The organism is Microbulbifer sp. NBRC 101763 (assembly GCF_040371615.1).
Lineage (GTDB): Bacteria > Pseudomonadota > Gammaproteobacteria > Pseudomonadales > Cellvibrionaceae > Microbulbifer > Microbulbifer variabilis.
Genome location: NZ_BAABQV010000002.1, coordinates 456,069 through 479,476, shown reverse-complemented (window position 1 = coordinate 479,476; position 23,408 = coordinate 456,069). Strand labels below are relative to the sequence as shown.

The 23,408-nt window shown below is 52.5% G+C and carries 19 protein-coding genes; 10 read left to right on the top strand and 9 right to left on the bottom strand.

The features are described from left to right. Nucleotides 1-13: 13 nt before the first annotated feature. Both mepA and ABWV76_RS07430 read left to right on the top strand, forming a co-directional pair. On the top strand, nt 14-919 hold the full coding sequence (gene mepA, locus ABWV76_RS07435) for a penicillin-insensitive murein endopeptidase (RefSeq protein ID WP_353375658.1): 906 nt from the start codon (nt 14-16) through the stop codon (nt 917-919). Nucleotides 920-923: 4 nt separating this feature from the next. Beyond that, nucleotides 924-1,934, top strand: a complete 1,011-nt coding sequence (locus ABWV76_RS07430) for a D-alanine--D-alanine ligase (RefSeq protein WP_353375657.1) — start codon at nt 924-926, stop codon at nt 1,932-1,934. Nucleotides 1,935-2,037: 103 nt separating this feature from the next. On the opposite strand, the gene ABWV76_RS07425 is transcribed toward ABWV76_RS07430, so the two are convergent. Then, on the bottom strand, nt 2,038-2,607 hold the full coding sequence (locus tag ABWV76_RS07425) for an HNH endonuclease (RefSeq protein ID WP_353375656.1): 570 nt from the start codon (nt 2,605-2,607) through the stop codon (nt 2,038-2,040). Nucleotides 2,608-3,427: 820 nt separating this feature from the next. Between ABWV76_RS07425 and ABWV76_RS07420 the strand changes: the two genes are divergently transcribed. The 5 genes from ABWV76_RS07420 to ABWV76_RS07400 all read left to right on the top strand — a co-directional run bounded on the left by ABWV76_RS07420 (nt 3,428) and on the right by ABWV76_RS07400 (nt 10,147). Further along, on the top strand, nt 3,428-4,900 hold the full coding sequence (locus ABWV76_RS07420) for a DUF7133 domain-containing protein (protein ID WP_353375655.1): 1,473 nt from the start codon (nt 3,428-3,430) through the stop codon (nt 4,898-4,900). Nucleotides 4,901-4,984: 84 nt separating this feature from the next. Beyond that, nucleotides 4,985-5,236 (top strand): exodeoxyribonuclease VII small subunit, encoded by a 252-nt coding sequence (locus ABWV76_RS07415; protein WP_020414524.1) that lies wholly within the window; start codon nt 4,985-4,987, stop codon nt 5,234-5,236. Further along, a complete protein-coding gene (locus ABWV76_RS07410) occupies nt 5,237-6,145 on the top strand; it encodes a polyprenyl synthetase family protein (protein WP_020414523.1) in 909 nt (302 codons plus the stop codon). A 93-nt stretch (nt 6,146-6,238) separates the two neighbouring features. Next, entirely contained in the window at nt 6,239-8,155 is a 1,917-nt protein-coding gene (gene dxs / locus ABWV76_RS07405; RefSeq protein WP_353375654.1) for a 1-deoxy-D-xylulose-5-phosphate synthase, read from the top strand. A 141-nt stretch (nt 8,156-8,296) separates the two neighbouring features. After that, nucleotides 8,297-10,147 carry a DUF885 domain-containing protein gene (locus ABWV76_RS07400; protein ID WP_353375653.1) on the top strand — a complete coding sequence of 617 codons (1,851 nt, stop codon included), beginning with the start codon at nt 8,297-8,299 and terminating at the stop codon, nt 10,145-10,147. Between the two features lie 67 nt (nt 10,148-10,214). Here ABWV76_RS07400 and ABWV76_RS07395 read toward each other — a convergent pair whose 3' ends face one another. After that, complete coding sequence (locus ABWV76_RS07395) at nt 10,215-12,290, bottom strand: TonB-dependent receptor (protein WP_353375652.1); 2,076 nt, start codon at nt 12,288-12,290, stop codon at nt 10,215-10,217. Between the two features lie 293 nt (nt 12,291-12,583). Here ABWV76_RS07395 and ABWV76_RS07390 point away from each other — a divergent pair, with 293 nt between their 5' ends. Then, nucleotides 12,584-12,901 carry a DMT family transporter gene (locus tag ABWV76_RS07390; protein ID WP_020414519.1) on the top strand — a complete coding sequence of 106 codons (318 nt, stop codon included), beginning with the start codon at nt 12,584-12,586 and terminating at the stop codon, nt 12,899-12,901. A gap of 84 nt (nt 12,902-12,985) precedes the next feature. Here ABWV76_RS07390 and rsgA read toward each other — a convergent pair whose 3' ends face one another. Continuing rightward, nucleotides 12,986-14,113: a ribosome small subunit-dependent GTPase A gene (gene rsgA, locus ABWV76_RS07385; protein WP_353375651.1), complete on the bottom strand. Its 1,128-nt coding sequence runs from the start codon at nt 14,111-14,113 to the stop codon at nt 12,986-12,988. A gap of 590 nt (nt 14,114-14,703) precedes the next feature. On the opposite strand from rsgA, the gene pulA reads away from it, so the two are divergent. Next, nucleotides 14,704-18,030, top strand: a complete 3,327-nt coding sequence (gene pulA / locus ABWV76_RS07380; protein ID WP_353375650.1) for a pullulanase-type alpha-1,6-glucosidase — start codon at nt 14,704-14,706, stop codon at nt 18,028-18,030. A gap of 152 nt (nt 18,031-18,182) precedes the next feature. Continuing rightward, entirely contained in the window at nt 18,183-19,457 is a 1,275-nt protein-coding gene (locus ABWV76_RS07375; protein ID WP_353375649.1) for a metal-dependent hydrolase family protein, read from the top strand. Between the two features lie 125 nt (nt 19,458-19,582). On the opposite strand, the gene ribA is transcribed toward ABWV76_RS07375, so the two are convergent. From ribA to ribH, 6 genes are all read right to left on the bottom strand, one after another. After that, a complete protein-coding gene (ribA, locus tag ABWV76_RS07370; protein ID WP_026305223.1) occupies nt 19,583-20,200 on the bottom strand; it encodes a GTP cyclohydrolase II in 618 nt (205 codons plus the stop codon). A gap of 17 nt (nt 20,201-20,217) precedes the next feature. Beyond that, a complete protein-coding gene (locus ABWV76_RS07365) occupies nt 20,218-20,853 on the bottom strand; it encodes a retropepsin-like aspartic protease family protein (protein ID WP_020414514.1) in 636 nt (211 codons plus the stop codon). 18 nt (nt 20,854-20,871) lie between these two features. After that, nucleotides 20,872-21,360 carry a phosphatidylglycerophosphatase A family protein gene (locus ABWV76_RS07360; protein WP_353375648.1) on the bottom strand — a complete coding sequence of 163 codons (489 nt, stop codon included), beginning with the start codon at nt 21,358-21,360 and terminating at the stop codon, nt 20,872-20,874. 54 nt (nt 21,361-21,414) lie between these two features. Next, on the bottom strand, nt 21,415-22,362 hold the full coding sequence (gene thiL / locus ABWV76_RS07355; RefSeq protein ID WP_353375647.1) for a thiamine-phosphate kinase: 948 nt from the start codon (nt 22,360-22,362) through the stop codon (nt 21,415-21,417). An 8-nt stretch (nt 22,363-22,370) separates the two neighbouring features. Next, nucleotides 22,371-22,814 (bottom strand): transcription antitermination factor NusB, encoded by a 444-nt coding sequence (gene nusB, locus ABWV76_RS07350; protein WP_282952413.1) that lies wholly within the window; start codon nt 22,812-22,814, stop codon nt 22,371-22,373. A gap of 65 nt (nt 22,815-22,879) precedes the next feature. Further along, on the bottom strand, nt 22,880-23,350 hold the full coding sequence (ribH, locus tag ABWV76_RS07345) for a 6,7-dimethyl-8-ribityllumazine synthase (RefSeq protein ID WP_020414510.1): 471 nt from the start codon (nt 23,348-23,350) through the stop codon (nt 22,880-22,882). Nucleotides 23,351-23,408 lie beyond the last annotated feature (58 nt).

Below are 23,408 nucleotides of genomic sequence, written 5' to 3'. Positions count from 1 at the left end.
TAACATGGGAACTATGTACTTTCCATCAACGTCCCCCTCCATCAAACACCCCAGGTTGATTGCCCGCGCCCTGGCCATTACCTCAATCGTTCTCAGCAGCATCGCCCAGGCCAACCCCTGGGAAGAAACTGAAAAGCCCAGCGCTCAGGCGGCCTCCAGCATTGGCACCTACACCAATGGCTGCCTTGCGGGGGGAGAAACCCTGCCCTTGCGCGGTGAGGGTTATCAACTGGTGCGCACAGGCCGCGAACGCCATTTTGCGCACCCGGATACTATCGCCTTCCTAAAAGACTTTTCGCAAAGTGTGGCACAGAATGATCTGGGCAGAATCCAGATTGGCGATATGTCCATGGCCCGCGGCGGCCCCTTTGGCAGCGGTGGGCATAGCAGCCACCAAACCGGCCTGGATGTGGATATCTGGTACTCCCAGGATCGGCGTGCTGCCAAGCGACCACTCACGCAGTGGGAGCGCGATAATATCTCCGCTATTCCTCTGGCAGATGCAAAAAAACATCGCCTTATTGACGAAAACTGGGATGAGCGAGTCCCCAAAATCCTGCGTATGGCAGCAGAAGACCAGAGGGTGGAACGTATCTTTGTACATCCCACAATCAAGCGCCAGTTGTGTGAAGTTGTGGGCAGGGATAACGAATGGCTGCGCAAAGTGCGCCCCTGGTGGGGACATAACTATCACTTCCATGTACGCTTGGCTTGCCCCGAGGGAAGCAGCGATTGCAAACCCCAGGCACCGGTGCGAACAGATCCCTGTGGCAACGACCTGGACTGGTGGTTTAGCGAGGAATTCTACGCAATACTAAACGGCACCAAGCCCCAACCGACAAAGCCCAAACCTAAGACGATGCCGCAGCAATGCCAGCAGGTACTATTGGCACCCCCTGCCGGCACCACGACGGAATAAATCTATGATCAACACTTTGCTTATCTGTGGCGGTGGCGGCAGCGAGCACGAAGTGTCCCTGCGTACCGCGGATTTTATTGAAGCGCAGCTGACACAAGCCGAAGATATTGCCCTGAAGCGGGTGGAAATGGATGCAAGTGGCTGCCTCACCGATAAACAGGGCCGGGTTTACCATATCTTTTACGATCGCAAGATTCGTGATGAAGAGGGCAATGCCTGGAACGTCGATTACGTTATTCCCTCCATTCACGGTTACCCCGGTGAGACAGGTGACCTGCAATCCCAGCTGGATATGTTTGGTATCCCCTACTTCGGGTCCGCACCTGAAGCCAGCAAAATTTGCTTTAACAAAATCAAAACCAAGATGTGGCTGAGTGCGCTGGGAATAGACAACACACCCTATCTTTTTTTGCACAGCATGGAAGCTGAGGAGCTGAATAAAGCTCACGCAGCGCTGGAGGAGTGGGAGGCGATATTTGTAAAGGCCTCCAACCAGGGTTCCTCAGTAGGTTGCTTCAAAATTACTCGCAAGGAAGAATTAGTAAGCGCAATTGAAGAAGCCTTTACTCTCTCCCCCTATGTTTTGGTAGAAAAAGCCTTGAATGCGCGTGAACTGGAAGTGGCAGTCTATACCTTTGAGCAAGAGCTAATCGCCACTCGTCCCGGCGAAGTACGCGCTCCATCAGATACTTTTTACACTTATAAGGAAAAATATGCTGCTGGCAGCCGCGCTGAAACTTTTATTGAAGCGGAGGGACTGAGCGAAGAACAGCTGGAATGGATTCGAGAAGTTTCGATGCGTACTTTTAAAGCCTTAAAGCTAAAAGATTTGTCCCGTATCGACTTTTTCCTGACCGATAATAACGAGCTTTACCTCAATGAGGTAAACACTTTTCCAGGTATGACACCCAACTCCATGTTCCCAAAAATGATGGAGAACTATGGCCACGATTTTACCGAATACCTGACAGGCCTGATTCGTGCTGCAGTATCTGAATCGATACAGGATCGGTAGTTAGAAAATAGTTATTAACCGTTCGAAATCTGAAAAACCAAAAGGGGCAATAGGCCCCTTTTTATATCTGACATTTATTTTACTTTTTCAATCTATCTGCCAATCAGAGGTGTAACCATCCCTGCTGCCTGCGCCGAGAGAACTGACCACGCAAGAATTCCATTTGGTCACCTCGAATACGCTCACTGTTAATTAGCGCCAGGTATTCCGCCGCATTTGGGCAAAATGGCAATGCCAATAATTCCATATCAATGTCTTCCAACAAATGGCTTCCTTTGTGCTGATTACAACGCCTGCAAGCTGTTACCACATTTTCCCAGGAATCCAAGCCTCCTTTGGATACAGGCATAACATGATCACGGGTCAGATCGATAGATTTAAAGGGCACGCCACAGTACAGGCAGGTGTGAGCATCACGAAAAAATAGCGCCCGGTTTGTCAGTGGAGGTCGGATGCGCGGGCGCGCCATTCTGGCACCACCACAGGCAATGATTGCCGCCAGATCCAATGTGGAACGCTTACCGCTACGATTGAAACCACCACGTACCCGCTGCACAATCCCCCCGAGTGACCATGTGACCAAATCCCGCACATACAGGCAGGAAGCCTCCTGCCATGTAAGCCATTCCAGTGGCTGCCCTGCCAAATTCAGGCGTAAAATTCTTGCTTGCATGACCTCGCCTCCCCGCAGTCAAACGGAAAAACCCGACTCATATCGAAAGTCATCACAGCCAGCAGGCTAAATAATTTTAAAAATTGGCTGTTTGTATACAGGCAACCTTGATAGGTCGGATAGAAAGGTTTGGGATGGGATTCAATCTGTAAGAGAGATTTCAGTGTTGAAAAAATAAAAACTATGACAGGAAAAGTGCAATAACCTGCTAATAATTTCACCGACAAGAAAACAGCACCCCAACAACTCGATGATGTCTGGGGCAAAATGGGCACTGCTGAAAGTAGATTACTGAATGCGCCACCCTCCGCCAGCCCGAGCAATTTTGGCCGGCCTATCATTATTAAAGCGGATAAATATTACAAATTCCAGACAGCTGAAGCCACCATCAAGAGTAAACTCACTCTCTTAAACCGTCCGAGGAGTGGAAAAGAAAAACATTAATAGATTTTATTTAAATAAAAATGTGAGGAAGTTTGGGCACAATAAATAAAACACCGCCCAGGCAATCCGGCCCGGGCGGTGCGTCTCACAGGATGGTGCCCATATCCTTAGGGCGAGCGGCGCAATCCATTTATCCTTTGCCGCAGAGGTGCAGTCCCTTTTGCGTCCCTGCCAGTTAATTATGGACATCAAGCGAGAAAAAAGTAGGGGTAATCTGCTGAAATTTGTGTAAGACATATCTCACAAAGTGAAATATTTCCTTCACAAAGGAGGGGGAGACCCTGTAGACACGCTGTGGTAAAACAAGGGTAATTAGGTGAGCGCGGCCACTATAAACACCTTTATTTCAAGTGCAATCCAATTAGGGAAAATAACGTTGAAATATACGCTAATTTTTTTGCTTATCTTTACCGCTGTAGTTTCAGGCGCCTTATCCGCAGTTGCTTCAGGAATAAGTGTTCCTTGGCGCCAACTTTTTGGTGGCATTAAAACTACCGAGCAGCAGGTTTTAAGTGGGCTCTCAAACGCTCAGGGATACAATCTTCAACTATTTGCCGACGATGTTCCCGGGGCACGCTGGCTGGTGATCACCCGCTCAGGCGACATCCTCGTCTCGCAGCCAAAAAAGGGACAGGTATCTCTGCTATCCCCAGACCGTAACGGCGACGGACAAGCGGATGCCCAGCGGGTATTAATCGATAACTTAAACCGGCCCCACGGTCTAGCTCTACATGAAAACTGGCTTTATATCGCAGAGAGCGATGCCGTTGGGCGGGTTCCACTCGATCATTCCGATGGGCGCCTTGCTGGAAGTTACCAAAGGATTATCGAAAACCTGGAGGACAGCGGTCACTGGACCAAAACCATTGAAATGGGTCCAGACGGCTGGCTGTATCTGAGCAGCGGTTCCAGCTGCAACGTCTGCATCGAGAAAGACCCACGGCGCGCCACGATAATGCGTATGCGGCCAGATGGCAGTGACTTTAAAATCCTTGCCACTGGACTTCGCAATAGCGTTGGATTCGACTGGTCCCCAAAAGATGGCGGTTTATATGCCACAGACAATGGCCGCGACTGGCTCGGCGACGACCTCCCACCCGATGAGCTCAACCTAATTCGGCCAGACAAGTTCTATGGCTGGCCCTATGCCTATGGAGACCGGATACCCGACCCAGATTTCATTGGTGATGAAAACCCGACAGTAAAAGAGATGATCGCATCCTCAGTTCCTCCGGTACACGAATTTGCCGCACACAATGCGCCATTGGGTATTCGCTTCCTGCGCAGCCCGGAACAACCGGAAAACTACCGGGGGGCAGCTCTCGTAGCCCTGCACGGCTCTTGGAATCGCAGCGTCAAAGACGGTTACAAAGTGGTATCCCTACACTGGGATGAAAGTGGGGATATCACCCAGCGGGATTTCCTTTGGGGGTTTCTCAGTGACGATCGCAAAGAAGTTTCTGGTCGACCAGTGGCCATTGCTGAAGATAGCCAGGGCTCAATTTATATTACCGACGACTACGCCGGGGCGATTTACCACCTGTCTCCCGGTAGCATGCTAAAAGCCTCGGCCCCCTATCCTCTCAAGGTCACTAATAATACTCCCAGAAAACCACCTACAATAGACTCCGACGCCGCTCGCGAAGGCAAAGCCCTCTACCAGGATCATGACTGCGCTCATTGCCACCAACAACAAGTGCCCTTGAAAGAGCTGAGCAAAAAATACACTTTGGAGACACTTGCCAGTTATTTCGATGCACCGACGCCTCCTATGCCTAGATACAACTTTACGGATCAGCAGAAAAAAGCACTGGCCCATTACCTGTTATCTCTCGAGGCCCTGAGATAGCTCAGCTACTAGGAAGCGAGTGCACTCTAATTGACCCTTGTCGCGCCAGCGGCTAAGGTTGCCTCGGAATTAAGAGGCGATGCTATGGCGGCAAAGAAAAAATCAGCAACTTTTGAAGAAAGCCTGGAGGCCCTGGAAGAATTGGTGGAACGCCTTGAGGCCGGAGACCTGCCTCTTGAAGAGGCCCTGGCTGACTTCGAACGTGGAGTAAAGCTCACCCGTGAGTGCCAGAAAAAACTGGCCAGCGCCGAGCAGAAGGTCAAACTGCTGATGGAAGAGAGCGGTAATATTCGCGAGCTACCATTCGATACCGATGATTCCGCGGATGATGCCTGAGTGAGTAGTAAAACCGCACCCGTAACACTGCGGGCCTTTCTCCATGATGCAGCCACAAGGGTTGAAGCACGAATCAAGGAAGTCCTCAAGCAACCTGCCCCCAATGCCGAAAAACTCTTTGAGGCTATGCGCTATGCCGCATTGGGCCCAGGCAAACGCCTGCGTCCGGCCCTGGTATATGCCAGTGCCAAAGTCTTTTATGGAGTAGATTTTGATCCAGCTAAATGTGATGCAACCGCGGCGGCCCTAGAGTGTATCCACGCCTACTCCCTGGTCCACGATGACCTACCAGCAATGGATGACGACGATCTGCGCCGGGGCCGCCCTACCTGCCATATCGCCTTTGACGAAGCCACAGCAATCCTTGCCGGCGATGCGCTTCAAACCCAAGCATTTGAACTGCTACTGGCAGATAACACTGAGCCTGCACTCAAGTTACAACTTTTACAGGAGCTGACGACAGCGTCTGGCAGCCGGGGAATGGTTGCGGGCCAGGCTATCGACCTGGACTCTGTAAACAAAACCCTTACTCTGGAACAACTGGAGCCTATGCATCGCCTGAAAACTGGCATGCTGATCTGCGCCAGTGCACGAATGGGTGCTCTACTCGGTGGCGCCAACAGTGTCCAGCTACAAACTATTAGTCACTATGCGCAAGCTATTGGCCTGGCTTTCCAGGTACAGGACGATATCCTCGATATCACTGCAGATACTGAGGTTTTGGGTAAGCCCCAGGGTGCAGACGCGCTGCTGAACAAACCTACTTATGTCTCCCTTCTTGGCGTAGATGGCGCTCGGGAGAAGTTGCAGGGACTGCACAACCAGGCCCTTGATGCCCTGGTTACACTGCCTGGCGATACCTCATTACTGCGAGAGCTCGCTGATTATATCGTCCAGCGCAGCCACTAGAGTGGGGCGTCCGTCCCCCTTTGGGATGCAATATGCCTGTCACGGGCATACAATCCCCCTCACTATCATTATCTGTAGCCATTGATACGATTGATGCTCGAAGACATTCCACGCTCACGCCCTCATACGCCGCTGCTCGACTCTATCGACGAGCCAGCCCAACTGCGCGCGCTTGACGAACGCCAGTTGCCCGAACTCGCCAACCAGCTGCGCGAATACCTGTTGTACTGTGTCGGCCAAACCGGCGGACACTTCGGCGCCGGTCTCGGCGTGGTGGAACTGACTATCGCCCTCCACTATATCTATAACACTCCAGAAGACCGCCTGGTGTGGGATGTAGGCCACCAGACCTACCCGCACAAGATTCTCACAGGTCGCCGCGAACAGATGCTCACCATGCGCCAGCAGGGCGGCCTATCAGGCTTCCCCAAGCGCAGCGAGAGCCCCTACGACACTTTCGGAGTCGGTCACTCCAGTACCTCTATCGGCGCGGCCCTGGGTATGGCCCTGGGCTCCCCCGATGAGCGTAAAGTCGTAGCGGTTATCGGAGACGGCGCCATGACCGCAGGTATGGCCTTCGAGGCGCTCAATCACGCATCTCATACCGGTCGGGATATGTTGGTTGTTCTCAATGACAACAGTATGTCGATCTCGAAAAACGTCGGCGGACTGGCCACCTATTTTGCCAAGATCCTTGCCAGCAAGACCTACCTCAATATGCGCGAGGGCAGCCGCAAGATCCTGTCTGCGATACCCAAGGCCTGGCAGCTGGCACGACGTACAGAAGAGCACGTCAAGGGCATGATTACCCCTGGTACACTTTTCGAGGAACTGGGATTCAACTATGTCGGCCCACTGGACGGCCATAATATGCACGATCTGGTGCACACCCTGCGCAACCTGCGCAGCCAGCCCGGTCCCCAGCTACTGCATATAGCCACAACCAAGGGCAAGGGCTTCGGTCCGGCGGAGGCCGACCCTGTCGGATACCATGCACTGAACAAACTGGAACCGGAGAGTAAAGTTCAAGTTGCAGTGCCAGGCAAAAAGAAGCTGCCCAAATATCAGGATATCTTCGGCCAGTGGCTGTGTGACACTGCCGCCCAGGATGAGCGGCTTATAGCTATTACACCCGCCATGTGTGAGGGCTCCGGCATGGTGGAGTTTTCCAAACGTTTTCCACAGCGCTTCCAAGACGTAGCCATTGCCGAGCAGCACGCTGTTACTCTCGCCGCCGGCCTCGCCTGCGAGGGCCAAAAGCCGGTTGTGGCCATTTACTCTACTTTCCTGCAGCGCGGCTATGACCAAATGGTGCATGATGTTGCCATCCAAAACCTGGATGTCACCTTCGCCATCGACCGCGCCGGCCTTGTTGGTGAAGATGGCCCAACCCATGCAGGCAGCTTCGATCTGACCTTTATGCGCTGCCTGCCCTATCTCGCCATCGCAGCGCCCAGCGACGAAAACGAGTGCCGCCAGTTACTGTATACCGCCTACTGCCACAATGGCCCCGCCGCTGTGCGTTATCCGCGCGGTACCGGCATGGGCGCTACGATCGAAGAAGAGATGCGAGAGCTTCCCATCGGCAAGGGCCGTTTACTCCGCGAGGGCAGCGGCGTGGCGATATTGAATTTCGGTACCCTGCTAGCCCCCGCTATGGCAGCTGCGGAGCGCCTTGGCGCCACTCTCGCCGATATGCGCTGGGTCAAACCATTGGATGAGTCGCTCATTGACGAGCTGGCGGATAGCCACCAATTGCTGGTGACCATCGAAGAGAACACCATTGCCGGTGGAGCCGGCAGCGCAGTGCTTGAGTACCTTAATACTACTGCCAGAACCATGCCTGTATTGCAGTTAGGTCTGCCAGACCAAATTATCGAGCACGGTAAGCATAAGGACCTGCTTGCCGGAATCGGTCTTGATGCTGCCGGAATTGAAGAGCAGATACATCGCCGACTGCAGATACTTAACCAACACAACTTCAAGGGGCGCACGGCAGCGGCCAACTAATCGGGTTCGTTCCAGGACCTTCCCAGTCCAACGAACCAATAACTTCAATAGTGTGTCCAGCTTTATTCAGGTACTGCGGGCGCGACTGGGGCTTTTTACTGGCCCTTTTTCTATCAATTTCTGCTTGGATTCGGGGGAAAGATGTCGTTTTTTAAAAAAGCCCTTGTCACTTCCATAGGCCTGCTTGCCAGTTTCAGTGCTACCGCCATGGACCAGAAAGCTTTCAGAAAGGCCTTTAAAGCCCTTCCCTCTGAGAATGCCTCGGAGCAGTTGATAGCTTTGCAAGACTTCCGCTACCGGTGGATTATGGAAAGCTATCCCAGCATGGCCACCTACGAAGGCTACCCCGGACAGAATGACCGCTGGGTGGACAACTCAAAGAGAGGCATCGAAGTTCGGCAGGAACAGACCCGTCGACTTTTAGGTGCTACTCGCAATCTAGATGCCAGCGAGTTGCCCGAAAAGCAACAACTGGACTACCAGTTGCTTTACCAGGATTTACTCGGTGAAGTAAAAGGCTTCCAGTTTCCCGATCACCTACAGCCTGTGACCCATATGAGCGGTATCCAGCGCAGCGTGCCAGCTGTGCTAATTAGTATGCCGCGCCGCTCGGTGGCCGATTACGAGGATATCCTGGCTCGATTGGAGAAGCTGCCAACCCTGGTTGAGCAAACCCAGGAATTGATGCGTGAGGGGCTCAGGAGGGAAATTACTCCACCACAGATTACCCTGCGTGATTTACCGAGGCAGATCCGCGCCCTGATTCCAGCAATTCCGGAACAGAGCCCGCTGCTCAAGGTCTTCGCAGACATGCCAAAGGGCATTCCGGTTGCCAGGCAACAGAGCCTGCGCCAACGTGCTCTGGATATTTACAACAAGCAGTTAACGCCGGCCTGGCGGAAAATGGCTGAATTTATCGAGCGTGACTATATCCCCGGTGCGCAGAAAAATATCGCTCTTAGCAGCCGCAATGACGGCCTGCGCTGGTACGCCTATAAGGTTGAGCAAAACACTACTACAGAACTAAGCCCTGAGGAAATCCACCGCATAGGCTTGGCCGAAGTCAAGCGTATCCGTGCAGAGATGCAAGCTGTCATGCAAAAGACTGGCTTCCAGGGAGACTTCAAGGCCTTTACCGAATTCCTGCGCACTGATCCACGCTTTTACCACACCAGCCGTGAGGCCCTGTTAAGAGACTACCGGGATATTGCCAAGCGCATTGATGGCGAGCTGCCCGCGCTGTTTGGCACCCTGCCCAGATTGCCCTATGGAGTTAAACCCATTCCCAGCTACTCGGAGCAGTCACAAACCACGGCCTATTACCTGCCAGGCTCCAACGAGGCTGGCCGCGCAGGTATTTTCTTTGCCAACACCTACAACCTGCCCAGCCGGCCCAAGTGGGAAATGGAGGCGTTGACGGTACACGAGGCAATGCCTGGCCATCACTTACAGATTGCCCTGGCCCAGGAGCAAAGTGATATTCACCCACTACGACGTATGGCTCTCTATACCGCTTTTGTAGAAGGCTGGGGCCTCTACTCCGAAAGCCTCGGATATGACCTGGGTTTGTACAAAGATCCCTATAGCGAGTTTGGTGCACTGACCTACGATATGTGGCGCGCCGTGCGCCTGGTTGTAGACACCGGCATGCATCAACTGGGCTGGAGCCGTGAGCAGGCAATTGGTTATTTTATGGAAAATAGTGCCAAGCCTCTGCACGATGTCACCGTGGAAATTGACCGCTACCTGGTTTGGCCAGGACAGGCACTGGCCTATAAATTAGGGCAGTTAAAAATTAAAGAGCTACGTGCAAAAGCAGAAGAAGAGCTAGACAATAATTTTGACATCCGCAGCTTCCACGACGCCCTTCTTGGCGCCGGCGCGCTGCCCTTAAATATTCTCGAGACACGAATGAACAGCTGGATTGAAAGTCAGGGCTCTGCATCGGCTCAGGCTTCTCCCCCAGCAACATCGCAAGCATCGGCGGGCTAGAGAAACTAAAAGGGCAGGAATTCCCTGCCCTTTTTTATGACTGAAGTCTCCGCTAAAAGCCCTCTAATCACCACTCGGAAGATACTGACAAATATATTGAGCGTGGCTCCCCTGGAAAGTATCTGTCCCCAACAAAGCTGCTGTAGTCCGCTCGCTCTGCGTAGGCCTTATTGGTAAGGTTTAACGCCCTTATAGAAAGAGCCCAGCGATCAAATACCCACTCGGCCCGCAGGTTCAACAAATTGTGCCCGGAATATTCATGCTGATTTTGGGGATCTGTGAAGTAGCGCGCCTGATGTAACCATTCCAGCTCAGCGGTTATCTCTTGCCGGGGTTGCCATTGCAGGCGATAGCTACCGAAAGCCCTGGGGGCTGAATCCACAAGATTGCCATCCAGTAACACTCCCTGCAGCTCTCGCTCATCACGGTAGCGGTGCTCCGCATAACTGGAGGATGTCTCCAGTCGCCAGCTCTGGGAAAATGCATAGCCAAGCGCCATCTCCACACCGCGATGTGAGGTTTTCCCACTGGAGTGGTTAAAGTACTCCGTATCCCGAAAAATTACATTGCGCTTGCGCATTCCATAAGCCACAAGTTCATAGGAAAGGTGCTCTTTAAGAATTCGCACCCCCAGTTCAATACTGCTGATTTGTTCGGAATCCAATTCGGCAACAGTTTGTTCTCGCTGTAAACGATAAAGTTCTGTTGCTTGGGGAACCCGATATCCTTGGGCCATATTGACAAAAAACTGCAAGCCAGGTTTGAGATCGTAAGTAGCTCCTAGTTTGGGCGACCAATTCTGGAAGCTGTCTTTGCGGTCTTCTGGCCGGCTAAACCTACAGCCACCAAAGCCACAAGGGAGACCATCCTCGGCCGTACGGCCAGACAGCATTTTATTATTGTAGTCATACTGTACCGATTCTAAACGTACGCCGCTGTAGAGCTTTAAAGTATCGGTAGCATTCCAGGTAGCCAAAGTAAAAGGGGCAACGCTGTAAGCATCTACTTGATAGTCATAGTGCTTACCTACGGGGATAGTCTCCCGTAAAAAACCCGATCCCTCTGTTGGCTCTTTCTGGAGTTCTCGTAAATAGCCTTGGGTAAATTCCATATCTAGCCCCATTACTATTTCCAGGTTGCCTGCCCTGGTAAAGAAATAGCTGCTTCGCAGGCCGATACTCTCCTGGCCATTTTCTTCCAACGCCTGCCCCGGTAAATAGTGCTGTAGAAAACGCATATCTGTTTTTCTAAGATAAGGGGCCAGTGATAGCTTTTTTCCCGAGCCCAAATCAATATCGAGAATAGAGTAAAGCCGTACCGCGGAGGCATCGCGGAATGCTTCTGGGTTCGGGTTTTCCCTGTCCCTCCGATCATCCCGATAGACATTGTGTCCTTCGATATAACCCGCTGTTTCCTGATTTAAATTCGTGACTGCCAGACGAGAACGGATCTGTGTCTGCGCTGTAGAAACAGAGTGCAAAAGACTGAGCTTTTGCTGGTCATAACCAGAGTGGTCCCTATAACCCCCATCAGATGCCAGGGAAAGATCTGCTCGTACTCTGCCTTCGTTAGAAAGATCAGATTCAGCTGAAATACTGGTTCGATAGTAATCATGGGGGCCACCTTCAAAACCTAAAGTTCCAGAAAAGGCTTTTGTATTTTCTTCAATTTCCGGACTCAGAATATTCACGACACCATGCATAGCGTTGGAACCATACAGAGTGCCGGCTGGTCCGCGAATAACTTCAACTCGCTGTGCCACTTCACTATGGGATTCAAACAACTCATTTATATTGCAGAATCCATTTGCCCGCAGAGGGATGCCATCCTCCATTGTCAGCACACTGCCACAGGCTCCAGCCCCTGACAGTACTGGCGAACGCAATGCGGGCAAATATTCCAGACCGTTGCCTCTTGCCACATTGGCCCCAGGGACTCGCGCTAAACTTTGCTGGATATGATTGTGCTTAATCAGCTTTAATTCCTGACCGGCAACCATAGAGAAGCTTTCAGGATACTCCTGAAGCTGTTTTTCAACACGACTAGCTGTAACGACGACAGATTCGATATTCGCTTGGTCGGACCAAGCCACCTGGCTGACCGACAATAGTATTAGCCCCAGACTCTTGATTTTTTTTAACATGCTTCCAGCTTGATTCTCCTTCGATTACAGTCAACCATACAGGACCTGGGCAGAGTTTTCCCATTCTCTCCCTTCCCACTATCAAATTCCCCTTTCCGCCTTAGCCTATCAAGCTCCCAGTCAAAACCTGTGCCAATGTAAAAACACGCAGTAGCGACACCCCACCGGCATATTAGTCGATCAATTTTCTCTAAACTCTTAAGTAAAGTGGCAGTTAGCTATTCTCCGACCTAACCTCCAAAAGGAGAATGAAATAGGAATTTTTTAAAAATTACGTTTTAAAGAGGAAAAGCATGGCCTGGTTCTACCTATTGTTGGCTGGTCTTTGTGAGATTGGTTGGGTACTGGGGCTGAAAATATCCCAGGAGGTATCTACCCGCCTGCTGGGTGTTGTAATGGCTGTTGTGTTTATTGGCCTCAGCGGATTTTTACTGTGGTTGGCCCAGCGGGAAATCCCCATTGGAGTTTCCTATGCGGTTTGGACAAGTATCGGAGCGGCCGGTGCCTTTCTGATGGGAATCGTTTTCTTTGGTGAGACGGCCAGCCTCGGTCGATATCTCGGGGTACTGCTAATTATCGTCGGGGTTGTCACATTAAAACTGGCTCGCTAGCTTACATAACAGTTTTGAAGGGCAGCTAATGCTGCCCTTCTATCCCTGGTTACATACCACTTATAAAAATTAGAGATTCAGGAGTTACTTTCCATCCTCCCCGTGATACTTGCGCTTACGCGCCTGGTTTTGCACAGATCGATACATCTGGGATAGCGCTCTCTCCCCCGCCCGTTTCTGCGCCAGAGTTTGACCGTTACGGCTTAGTTCCTGTTGCAGTTTTTGCCAATTGCGCAGGCGCCGCCCATCCAGCGAACCGCCCGTTATCGCCTCTTGTACCGCACAGCCTGGCTCTGACTGGTGCCGGCAGTCAGAGAAGCGACACTCCCTGGCCAAGGCCTCAATATCGGAGAAAGTCTCCGCCACGCCACCTTCAACATGCACCAACCCCAGCTCCCGCATTCCAGGGCTATCGAGTAACAGCGCCCCCCAACTCAGGGAGTGAAGAGAGCGTTTCCGTGTGGTGTGGCGCCCTTTGCTGTCAGCTTCACGAATGGTCCCAGTCTCAGCCAGAGATTCGCCAGACAGCGCATTTAGCAAAGTGGACTTACCCACTCCAGAAGAACCTAACAGCGCGATAGTTTCCCCAGGTAAGCACCACTGGCGCAGCTGTGCCACGCTCTCTCGATCCAGGCTATTTACCATTGCAACAGGTAATTCACCGAATGGGCGCAATGCCTGAAGAAAAGGGGCAGTATCTTCACACAGGTCGGCCTTAGTCAGTATCAGGTGGGGGCGGCAACCGGACTCCCGTGCCAGAGCCAAATAGCGCTCAATACGTGAGAGGTTAAAGTCCTCATTCAGGGACGAAACAATAAAAACACTATCGACATTGGCAGCGATCATCTGCACCTGATGCCCCCCAGGTGCCATGCGCTCAAACTGGCTGCTGCGGCTCAACAAACGCACAAAATATCCACTGCTCTTCTCTAACAACAGCCAATCCCCCACCGTCGGCAAATTAGCCACAAGACTCCCGGTTAGGGGAAGGGACACAGCCCCCTGCTCGCCGGCCAATTCCAGGCGACCGCGGTGTACAGCCATAACCCGCAGCGGCAAACACTGTTCGAGTTCTTCGAGCGTCACCTGCTGTTGGAAAAAAGACTTCCAGCCGAGCTTTTGTAGCGGAGAAGCTTCCCGCTCAATTTTGATAGATGGGGATTTAGTGCCGAATCTGTTAACAGACCGGCGGGTAAAGTGAGATTTACTCAAGATTGAAACCCTCTGGGCGCAACAAAGCACCAAGCGACCGCAGATACGCGGCCAACAGAGCTTTCTCAGGGAAAGCCCGACGTCTAGGAATCTATCGCCGGGCGTGGGCAGCTGGAGGCTGCTACTGGACCCGACGGAGGGTTGCAACAATCATCAATCATCCTCCGCAGTTATTGAGTTCTGGACTCCGCCATAGTACCTGGCGGGTTATGGGCAAATTAGCACTACCCGGGGATAGGAGCAAGGATAATCCCGGGAAGCCTCTCAGTAATTGCCCCGCCACAAAAAGCAAAGCCGGCAAAAGCCGGCCTTCGAATCCGATTACAGCGAGTGCATCACCTTTCTCGACTCACCATAACCCGATCAGCTGAGTATAGATCCGGCTTTTTCTTTCGCCATCACGTTTACTCGAGAAGCATCTTCTCCTGCGGGTATTTCCACCAAGTGACGAATCTATAAAGGTTTTATGACACCCCCAACCACCTCCCCCAGACCTCCACCTCCTCGGGGTGGGAGGCCGTCAATGCGTGACTGCGATTCAATACCAACTGAGAGAACCGCAACAAGTACAACAAAAAATGGGAAGCGCTATGCCAACAACAAAATTTACAGGACCCGGCACAAGGGCGGGGCTGATTCTGGGGGCTGTCTTCTGCTCCATCCAAATACCGGTGTGGGCATCTGACACACCAGATCCCACAGAGGTCAATATTCCCGGCAACCTACAAAGCCAACTGGGCTGCGATGGCGACTGGCAACCAGGTTGTGTCGCCACCCTGCTCCGCTATGACAGCGAAGACGACAAATGGCAAGGCAACTTTTGGATACCCGGCGGCAACTGGGAGTACAAAGCCGCTCTCAACAATAGCTGGGATGAAAATTATGGCTGGGGCGGCCAGCAGGACGGCGGTAATATTTCCCTTAGCCTGGATGAGGCTCGCGAAGTTAAATTTATCTACGACCACGAGAGTCACTGGATCACCGACAACCACAATAGCGTGATCGCCACTGTAGCCGGCAACTTCCAATCCCTGCTGGGGTGCCCGGGAGACTGGCAACCCGGTTGCCTGCGCAGCTGGATGCAGGATGCCGATGGAGATGGCACCTACACCTTTATCACCTCTGCGCTGCCTGCCGGTTCCTATGAATTCAAGGTAGCCCTGCACGAAGGCTGGGAGGAGAGCTACGGCAACAGTGGAGCCAACGTCAGCTTTACCGTGGCCGTCGATTACGACGAAATCTATTTTGCTTTTGATTCGAATAGTAAAGAAGTCACCGTCAGCAGCGACGGCTTCGCCAAGGGTGACCTGAGCAGCGATAAAGCGCACTGGGTGGATACCAGCAGCTTTGCCTGGGATATCCAGGTGCAGGAAGGTGCAAAGGTTAAATTGCACTACAGCAACAGCGCCGAGCTAAAACTGGAGGACGGTGATATCCGTTCCGATGGCACCATCGATCTCACCCCTCTCGCCACCCTGCCCGACAGCGCCCAACAAAAATTCCCACACCTGGCCAGTTTCAGTGCCTGGCAATTGCCAGGGCAGGCCTCCACCAGTGATCTGGTCGCCCAGCAGCTCGCCCTCGCCGCTTACGATGCGGAGGGCAACTTACTGGATGCGACTGGTGTGCAGATGGCAGGTGCGCTCGATGACCGCTTTTACTACGACGGTGAACTCGGTGCCCGTGTCGGCGAGGAGAGTATCCAACTCGATCTTTGGGCACCCACCGCACAGGCAGTAAAGCTGCACCTGTTTACAGACTCCAGCAGCGATAGCGCCGATCAGGTGGTATCCATGCTGCGCGATGAATCTACCGGGGTTTGGAGTGCCGATATCGATAAGCAGTGGGACCGCAGCTTTTACCTCTACGAGGTCGAGGTGTACTCCTACTTCAGCCGCCAGATTGAAACCAACCTGGTCACCGACCCCTACTCCCTGAGTCTCTCCATCAATAGCGGCAAAAGCCAGATCGTCAACCTGGATGACCGGGACCTGAAGCCGCGCGGTTGGGACCGCCTGCGCAAGCCCAAGTTAACCCAACCGGAAGATATCAGTGTCTACGAGCTGCACGTACGCGATTTCAGTATTGCGGATCAAACTGTCCCCGAAGCAGAGCGCGGCACCTTCAAGGCTTTCACCCGCAAGCACAGCGACGGCATGCGCCACCTCAATAAACTGGCCCGCGCCGGCCTCACCCATATCCACCTGCTGCCGGCCTTTGACTTTGCCACAGTCAATGAGGATCGCACGCAGCAGCAGCAAACCCCGGACCTCTCAGACTACGCATCGGACAGCCGCGAGCAGCAGGCCCAGGTGGATTCTGTTCGCGATACCGATGGCTTTAACTGGGGCTACGATCCATTGCACTACACGGTCCCCGAAGGCAGCTATAGCAGCGCTCCCGATGGACCTGCGCGCATTCGCGAATTCCGTCAAATGGTGCAAGGGTTATCCCACTCCGGCCTGCGGCTGGTGATGGACGTGGTTTACAACCACACCAGCTCCTATGGCCAATACGACAACTCCGTACTCGATAAAATCGTCCCCGGCTATTATCACCGCCGCAATCTGGAGGGCGGTGTGGAAATGAGCAGCTGCTGCGCCAATACCGCCAGTGAGCACGCCATGATGGAAAAGCTGATGATCGATTCCCTGGTCACCTGGTCCCGGGCCTATAAGGTGGACAGCTTCCGTTTCGATCTGATGGGACACCACAGCCTCGACAATATCCTCAAGGCGCAAGCGGCATTGCAATCACTGACCCCGGCAGCCGATGGTGTCGATGGCAACGCTATCTACCTGTACGGCGAGGGCTGGAATTTTGGCGAGGTGGCTGACGATGCTCGCTTTGTACAGGCCCGCCAGGGCAATATGGCGGGCAGCGGTATAGGCACTTTTAACGATCGCCTGCGCGATTCCGTGCGTGGCGGCAACCCCTTCGGAGGCTTTGAGGAGCAGGGCTTTGGTACCGGTCTGTTCACCGACAGCAACGGCAAGTTTGAGGGAGAAGATGAGCGTGCCACACTGCTAACCCTGGCAGATAAAGTCCGCGTTTCCCTCGCCGGCAACCTGGCGGGTTATCCTTTTGAAGATGCCAACGGCAATATCATTACCGGCAGCGAGCTGGACTATAACGGCCAGCCCACCGGCTATACCGCCGACCCGCAGGAATCCATTAATTATATTGCCGCCCACGACAACGAGACGCTGTTCGACGGAGTACAGATCAAAGCCAGCGACAGCGCCGACTTGGCTGAACGAGTGCGTATCCAGGCATTCAGTAATTCCCTGGTTCTGTTCGCCCAGGGAGTGCCGTTTATCCACGCAGGCCAGGATTTCCTGCGCTCAAAGTCGATGGATCGGGACAGTTACAACTCCGGTGACTGGTTTAATGCACTGGACTTCAGCCTCGCCACCGATAATTGGGGTGCGGGTTTACCTATCGCGGATAAAAACGAAGATAACTGGTCCCTGATGCAACCTTTACTGGCAAACCCGGAATTGGCTCCCGAGCGCCGGCACCGCTTGTGGAGCTCCGCTCTATTCCGCGAGCAGCTGGCGATTCGCAACAGCTCTCCCCTGTTCCGCTTGTCTGATGCAGAGTCCGTAGAGGCACACCTCAATTTCCTCAACACCGGACCCGGCCAGATTCCTGGGCTGATTGTGATGGAGTTATCCGATGCCAATGGCAACATCGATCGCCGCTTTGAACGTATTGTGGTGCTGTTTAATGGCGATGACGAATCATTGGAATTTAGCAGCGAAAACCTCATCGGTGAGTACCTGTTCAAGCACCCACGTCAGCGTCGCTCTGTAGACTCACGCCTGTACAAAGTGAAATTTGATAGGAGCAGCGGCACCTTTACTCTGCCCGGCCGAACTACCGCAGTATTTGTGCAGCCACGCCGCAGATATTAATTCTCTGCAGATTAAAAAAGGCCGGATTTTCCGGTCTTTTTTTGGATTTTTTAGAAACTTTTTTCCGGCTCTCGCCAAGTAATAACCCCATAATTGTCATATTCCGCAGATTGATTTAGCTTGTGCTTAAATAATAAATAGGTACACAAATCATGAAGCGTTTCCTTCTCTGCGGTATCGCAGTGACTCTTTTCTCTTCCTCAGTGCTGGCAGAAACCATTATCCACGCAGGCACACTCCTCGCTGTTCCCGGTAAAAAACCTTTAAAAGAGCAAAGCGTAATAATCGAGGATGGCAGGATTACTTCCATCAGCCCTGGTTATGTGAACAGAGATGATGCCGAAGTCATTGATCTTAGGGACAGCTTCGTAATGCCGGGCTTAATGGATATGCACGTTCACCTGCAAAATGAGCTGGGACCCCAAAATGATTCCGAAACCCTTAAGATGTCCATGCCACTGACCCAAATGCGCTCGCAAATGTTTGGCATGCGTATTCTGAAATCTGGTTTCACCACTGTGCGCGATGCGGGTAATAGCGGTGAAGAAATGTATGCAATGCGCGATGCAATCAACAATGGCTGGGTAGATGGCCCACGTATTATTGCAGCCGGCGGAGTGGGTATTACCGGAGGGCATGCAGATATCAGTGGGGTCAGCCCCGAGTTAATGGCGTTGCATGACGACAAAACCAGAACTGTATGCGACGGCCCCTACGATTGCCGCCGTGCGACCCGTCATGCGATCAAATACGGCGCTGACTTTATCAAGATTACCTCTACCGGTGGTGTACTTACCGATCGCGCTACAGGTACCGGCCAGCAGATGGAAATGGATGAGCTAAAAGAGGTGGTCCTGGCAGCCCAGCGTATGGGGCGCAAGGTAGCCAGTCATGCGCACCAGGAAGAAGGCATTATTGCCGCATTGGAGGCTGGTGTAGACAGTATTGAGCACGGCACCTACGCGGGCCCCCGCGCCCATAGGCTATTTAAAGAAACCGGCGCCTACCTGGTTCCGACCCTTCTCGCCGGTGATACCGTGGTACAGCTGGCAAAAAATACCGATGTTTTATCTGAGGCTCAGAAGGAAAAAGCCATACGTGTTGGCACGGACATGCGCGGCAATTTCCGTAAAGCGGTCGATGCCGGAGTAAAAATTGCTTTCGGCACCGACTCAGGTGTATCCAAACACGGCATCAATGCCCGCGAGGCGGTCCTGATGAGTGAAGCCGGTATGGATAATATGGCCATCCTGCAATCCGCTACCGTTAACGCCGCCGACCTGATCGATATGAGCGATTCACTGGGCACCATTGAGTCCGGTAAGTATGCCGATATTATCGCCACCGATGGCTCGCCACTGGATAATATCGATGAACTTTTAGATGTGGATTTTGTGATGAAAGGGGGCAAGGTCTTTAAGAATTAAAAGCCTCTGAATAGTTTAAAACCGAGTTTGAAATATCCGAGCTCAGCTTTAAATAATTTCTACAAAATAAAAAAGGCCGGATAACTCCGGCCTTTTTTATTGGGATACTTAAAGAGAAGTGAAAGTTAGTTTCCCTCTTTTCCTTCTTCATCCTCATTTTCAATCAAATGACCAAGCTTACCTTTCTTGGTGGACAAATACTTGGCATTGTGGGGATTGCGTCCGGATTGGTGCGGCAAGCGCTCAGTCACATTAATCCCCAAATCCTCCAACGCTTTTACTTTGCGCGGGTTATTGGTCATCAGACGAATAGCATGGATTCCCAGATGCTCGATCATCGCTTTCAGAATAGAGTAATCCCGCATATCAGCACCAAAGCCCAACTGCTCGTTGGCTTCCACCGTATCCGCACCACAATCCTGTAGGTGGTAAGCGCGAATCTTGTTTAAAAGGCCGATGCCACGACCTTCCTGGCGAAGGTAAAAAATCGCTCCGCGCCCTTCCATCGCGATGCGATGCATCGCATGCTGTAACTGGGCACCGCAATCACAGCGCAGTGAGAAGAGCGCATCTCCGGTCAGGCACTCTGAATGAATGCGGGCTAACAAGGGTTCATTGGTGTCGAAATCCCCCATAGTGAGCACCACGTGCTCTTTACCGGTTTCCACTTCCTCGAAACCGTGCATCTCAAACATTCCCCAGGATGTGGGCAGCTTTGAGGACTCTACATATCGAATGGTCAACTTAATACCTCTTCAATTCAGTTCCGAGCACGCAATATCAGTACGCCACTCTGCTGTTCCATATCTACCCGCCCCAGAAAACTGTTTCCCAAAAGGACGACACGGGGAAAATCATCAGAGTGCACAGTGGCCGCGACATTGTGCAGTTTAATACCGCCGATAGTGACACTGCTGAGATTTATCAGGTATGCACTCGTCATCCCATTTGCAGTAGAAATGGGTATTTTTCTAGCTGAGCTGAGGTTCAAACCCAGGCGCCGCGCAGTAGGATAATTGATTGCGATACTGGTTGCTCCAGTATCCACCATCATCGGCACCCGCATTCCGTTCACCCAAGCATCTGTACTGTAGTGACCTCGGCTATCAGCGGAGAGCCGCACCTCCGCCTTATCCGCTTTGGCATAGCTCGCCGCTATAGGTGCATCCAGGGTGAGTTTCTGTTCTCGACCAGCAACATTGATACGTGCGTGGCTGCTAGTTGTCTCCAGGAGAAGGACGCCTTCAGGGGATTTATCACCACTTTTCAAAATTCGCTGGCGACCATCGATTTCCAATAAGGCTCTATCGCCGAACAGGCCTCTCAATTGTACCTGCTGTGCTCCTACCTCGGCGGTAATCAGAAAGCCAAATAAGAACAGTATGTAGCTGCGCATCGCGTCTTCCTTATCCCGCTAGGCTCCCAGTATCCAGGCAGTCAGTTGCAACACCAGACCTGCGTAAACGGCAGCAAGTATATCGTCCAGCATAATCCCGATGCCACCTCGCACTTTCTTATCAGCCCAATTGATGGGTGGGGGCTTTGCAATATCAAATATGCGGAAAAGCACAAAGCCATACAGGGCCCACGCCCAACCTGCAGGGGCCAAAAACATGGTAAGCCAGTAACCCACCATTTCATCCCAGACTATCCCACCGTGATCATGGACACCCAGCTTGCGAGCAGCTGCACCGCATAAATAACAGCCCAGCAGGCCCGCCAGAAGAACAATCCCTAAATACCAGGCTGGCGACAACCCCTGCATTAACCACCAAAATGGAATCGCAACTAAAGTGCCGAAGGTGCCAGGCGCCTTTGGAGCGAGGCCGGAACCAAAACCAAAGGCCAGTAGCATGGTGGGGTCACGCAGGAGCTGGGAAAAAGTCGGGTTCTTTCCACTCATAGTGTTTGTATCCAAGGCCTCTAGTGGCGTTCTCTACTCATTAAAAGTGCCAGTTCAAAAGTGTTGGTAGCCCTTTGACGGCGCTTGCCAGGGCTCACCATTGTGCCAGCAACGCACTTCGGCAGCGCCAGCACTTAGAGTCCCAATAGCAGTCACTCCTAACTCCAGCTTTTCCACTGATTCCACCTTTTCCGGGGGCACAGTAAAACAAAGCTGGTAATCATCGCCACCACCAGCAGATAAAGAAAGGGCATTCGCACCAGCAAGTGACTGCGCTATGGGAGAAACAGGCAGGCGCTCCAGATAAATATCAGCGCTGACGTGGCTGGACTCACAAATATGGGCCAGGTCTGCTATCAAGCCATCGGAAATATCTAAAGCGCTGCTGGCGAAGTCAGAAATCGCTGCCGCAGTGGCGAACTGCGGCTCGGGAAAATAAAAGGCGTGCTCAGCCTGATGTTGCACCTCAGCTGGCACCCGCTGATCACCGAGAATTACCGGCAGGGCAGCAGCTGCCGCCCCCAGAGGGCCACTAACATAAATAGAATCTCCACAACCGGCACCATCACGGCGCAATGGCCGGGCAGTCTGTCCAATCACCTGGATAGTAATCGACAGAGGACCGGCTGTAGTGTCTCCTCCCACCAGGGAAACGCCAAACTGCGCAGCGGTTTGCAGTAAACCACTGGAAAATTTGCGCAACCAGTTAGCGTCACTTTCAGGTAAGGTAAGCGCCAGAGTAAACCAGAGTGGCCGGGCATTCATGGCAGCCAGGTCACTGAGGTTAACCCGCAGCGCTCGGGCAGCTATCGCCGCCGGGTCGGCCTCGGCGGGAAAATGTCGACCCGCCACCAAAGTATCCATAGACGTAGCCAATTGGCCCTGGCTGGGAGCCTGTAGCAAAGCGCAATCATCACCAATTCCCAGAACCACACCCTGCCCTTGCGGAGCACTGGCAAAAAAGTCACGAATAATTTCAAACTCGCCCGGAGCAGCTCCCATTTTCTGCTTCAGGCTTTCTTGTCCGCCGCCACTTCTGGCGCACGCAGATCCGCAGCTGTTTTATCCAGGATGCCGTTAATGAATTTGAAGGCATCGGTAGGACCAAATTTTTTCGCCAAAGCTACAGCTTCGTTAATGACAACTTTGTAGGGCACATCAATACGATTTTTTAATTCGTAGGTGGACATACGCAGAAGGGCTCTGGAAACTGGGTCGAGCTCATCCACTTTACGGTCCAGGTGCGGAGTGAAAGCACTCTCAACCTCGTCCAGATTCTTGGCAACACCGTGGAAAATATCGCGGAAATATTCCACGTCGGTCTTGCTCATATCGTTGTCAGCATGAAACTCGGCTTCAATCGTATTAAGGCTGGCGCCGGCTATCTGCCACTGGTAGAGCGCCTGCATGGCGTAGTGACGCGCCTTGCGGCGAGCGGATGCAGTTACGGTCATTGTTTTTTCCGGTAGATACTTCACAGAATGGGGGTGCCGGCAAAATAGGCCGGCACTTCGGCAATTTAAATTTTGCCGAGCAGGGAAACCATTTCCAGAGCCGTCTCGGCAGCCTCACAACCCTTGTTACCAGCCTTGGTGCCGGATCGCTCAATCGCCTGTTCGATAGAGTCCACGGTAAGCACACCAAAAGTTACCGGGATACCGGTATTCAGTGATACCTGGGCCAGGCCCTTGGTGCACTCGCCAGCCACATATTCAAAATGTGGGGTGCCGCCACGAATCACCGCTCCCAGGGCAATAATGGCATCGAACTTCTTAGTCTCAGCCAATTTTTGAGCGGCCAATGGGAATTCGAAAGCACCCGGCGCATAGTAGATAGTGATATCTTCATCCTTGATGCCCTTGCGACGCAGGGTATCCAGTGCACCATCTTTCAGGCTCTCAACGACAAAACTATTCCAGCGACTGACCAACAGCGCATACTTGCCAGTGCTGCCGACAAAATCCCCTTCGATCACTTGAATATTATTCATAATTTCCAGTCCATATTTCTTTCTATAACGCCGGTACTTGTCGACGTTACAGCTCTAT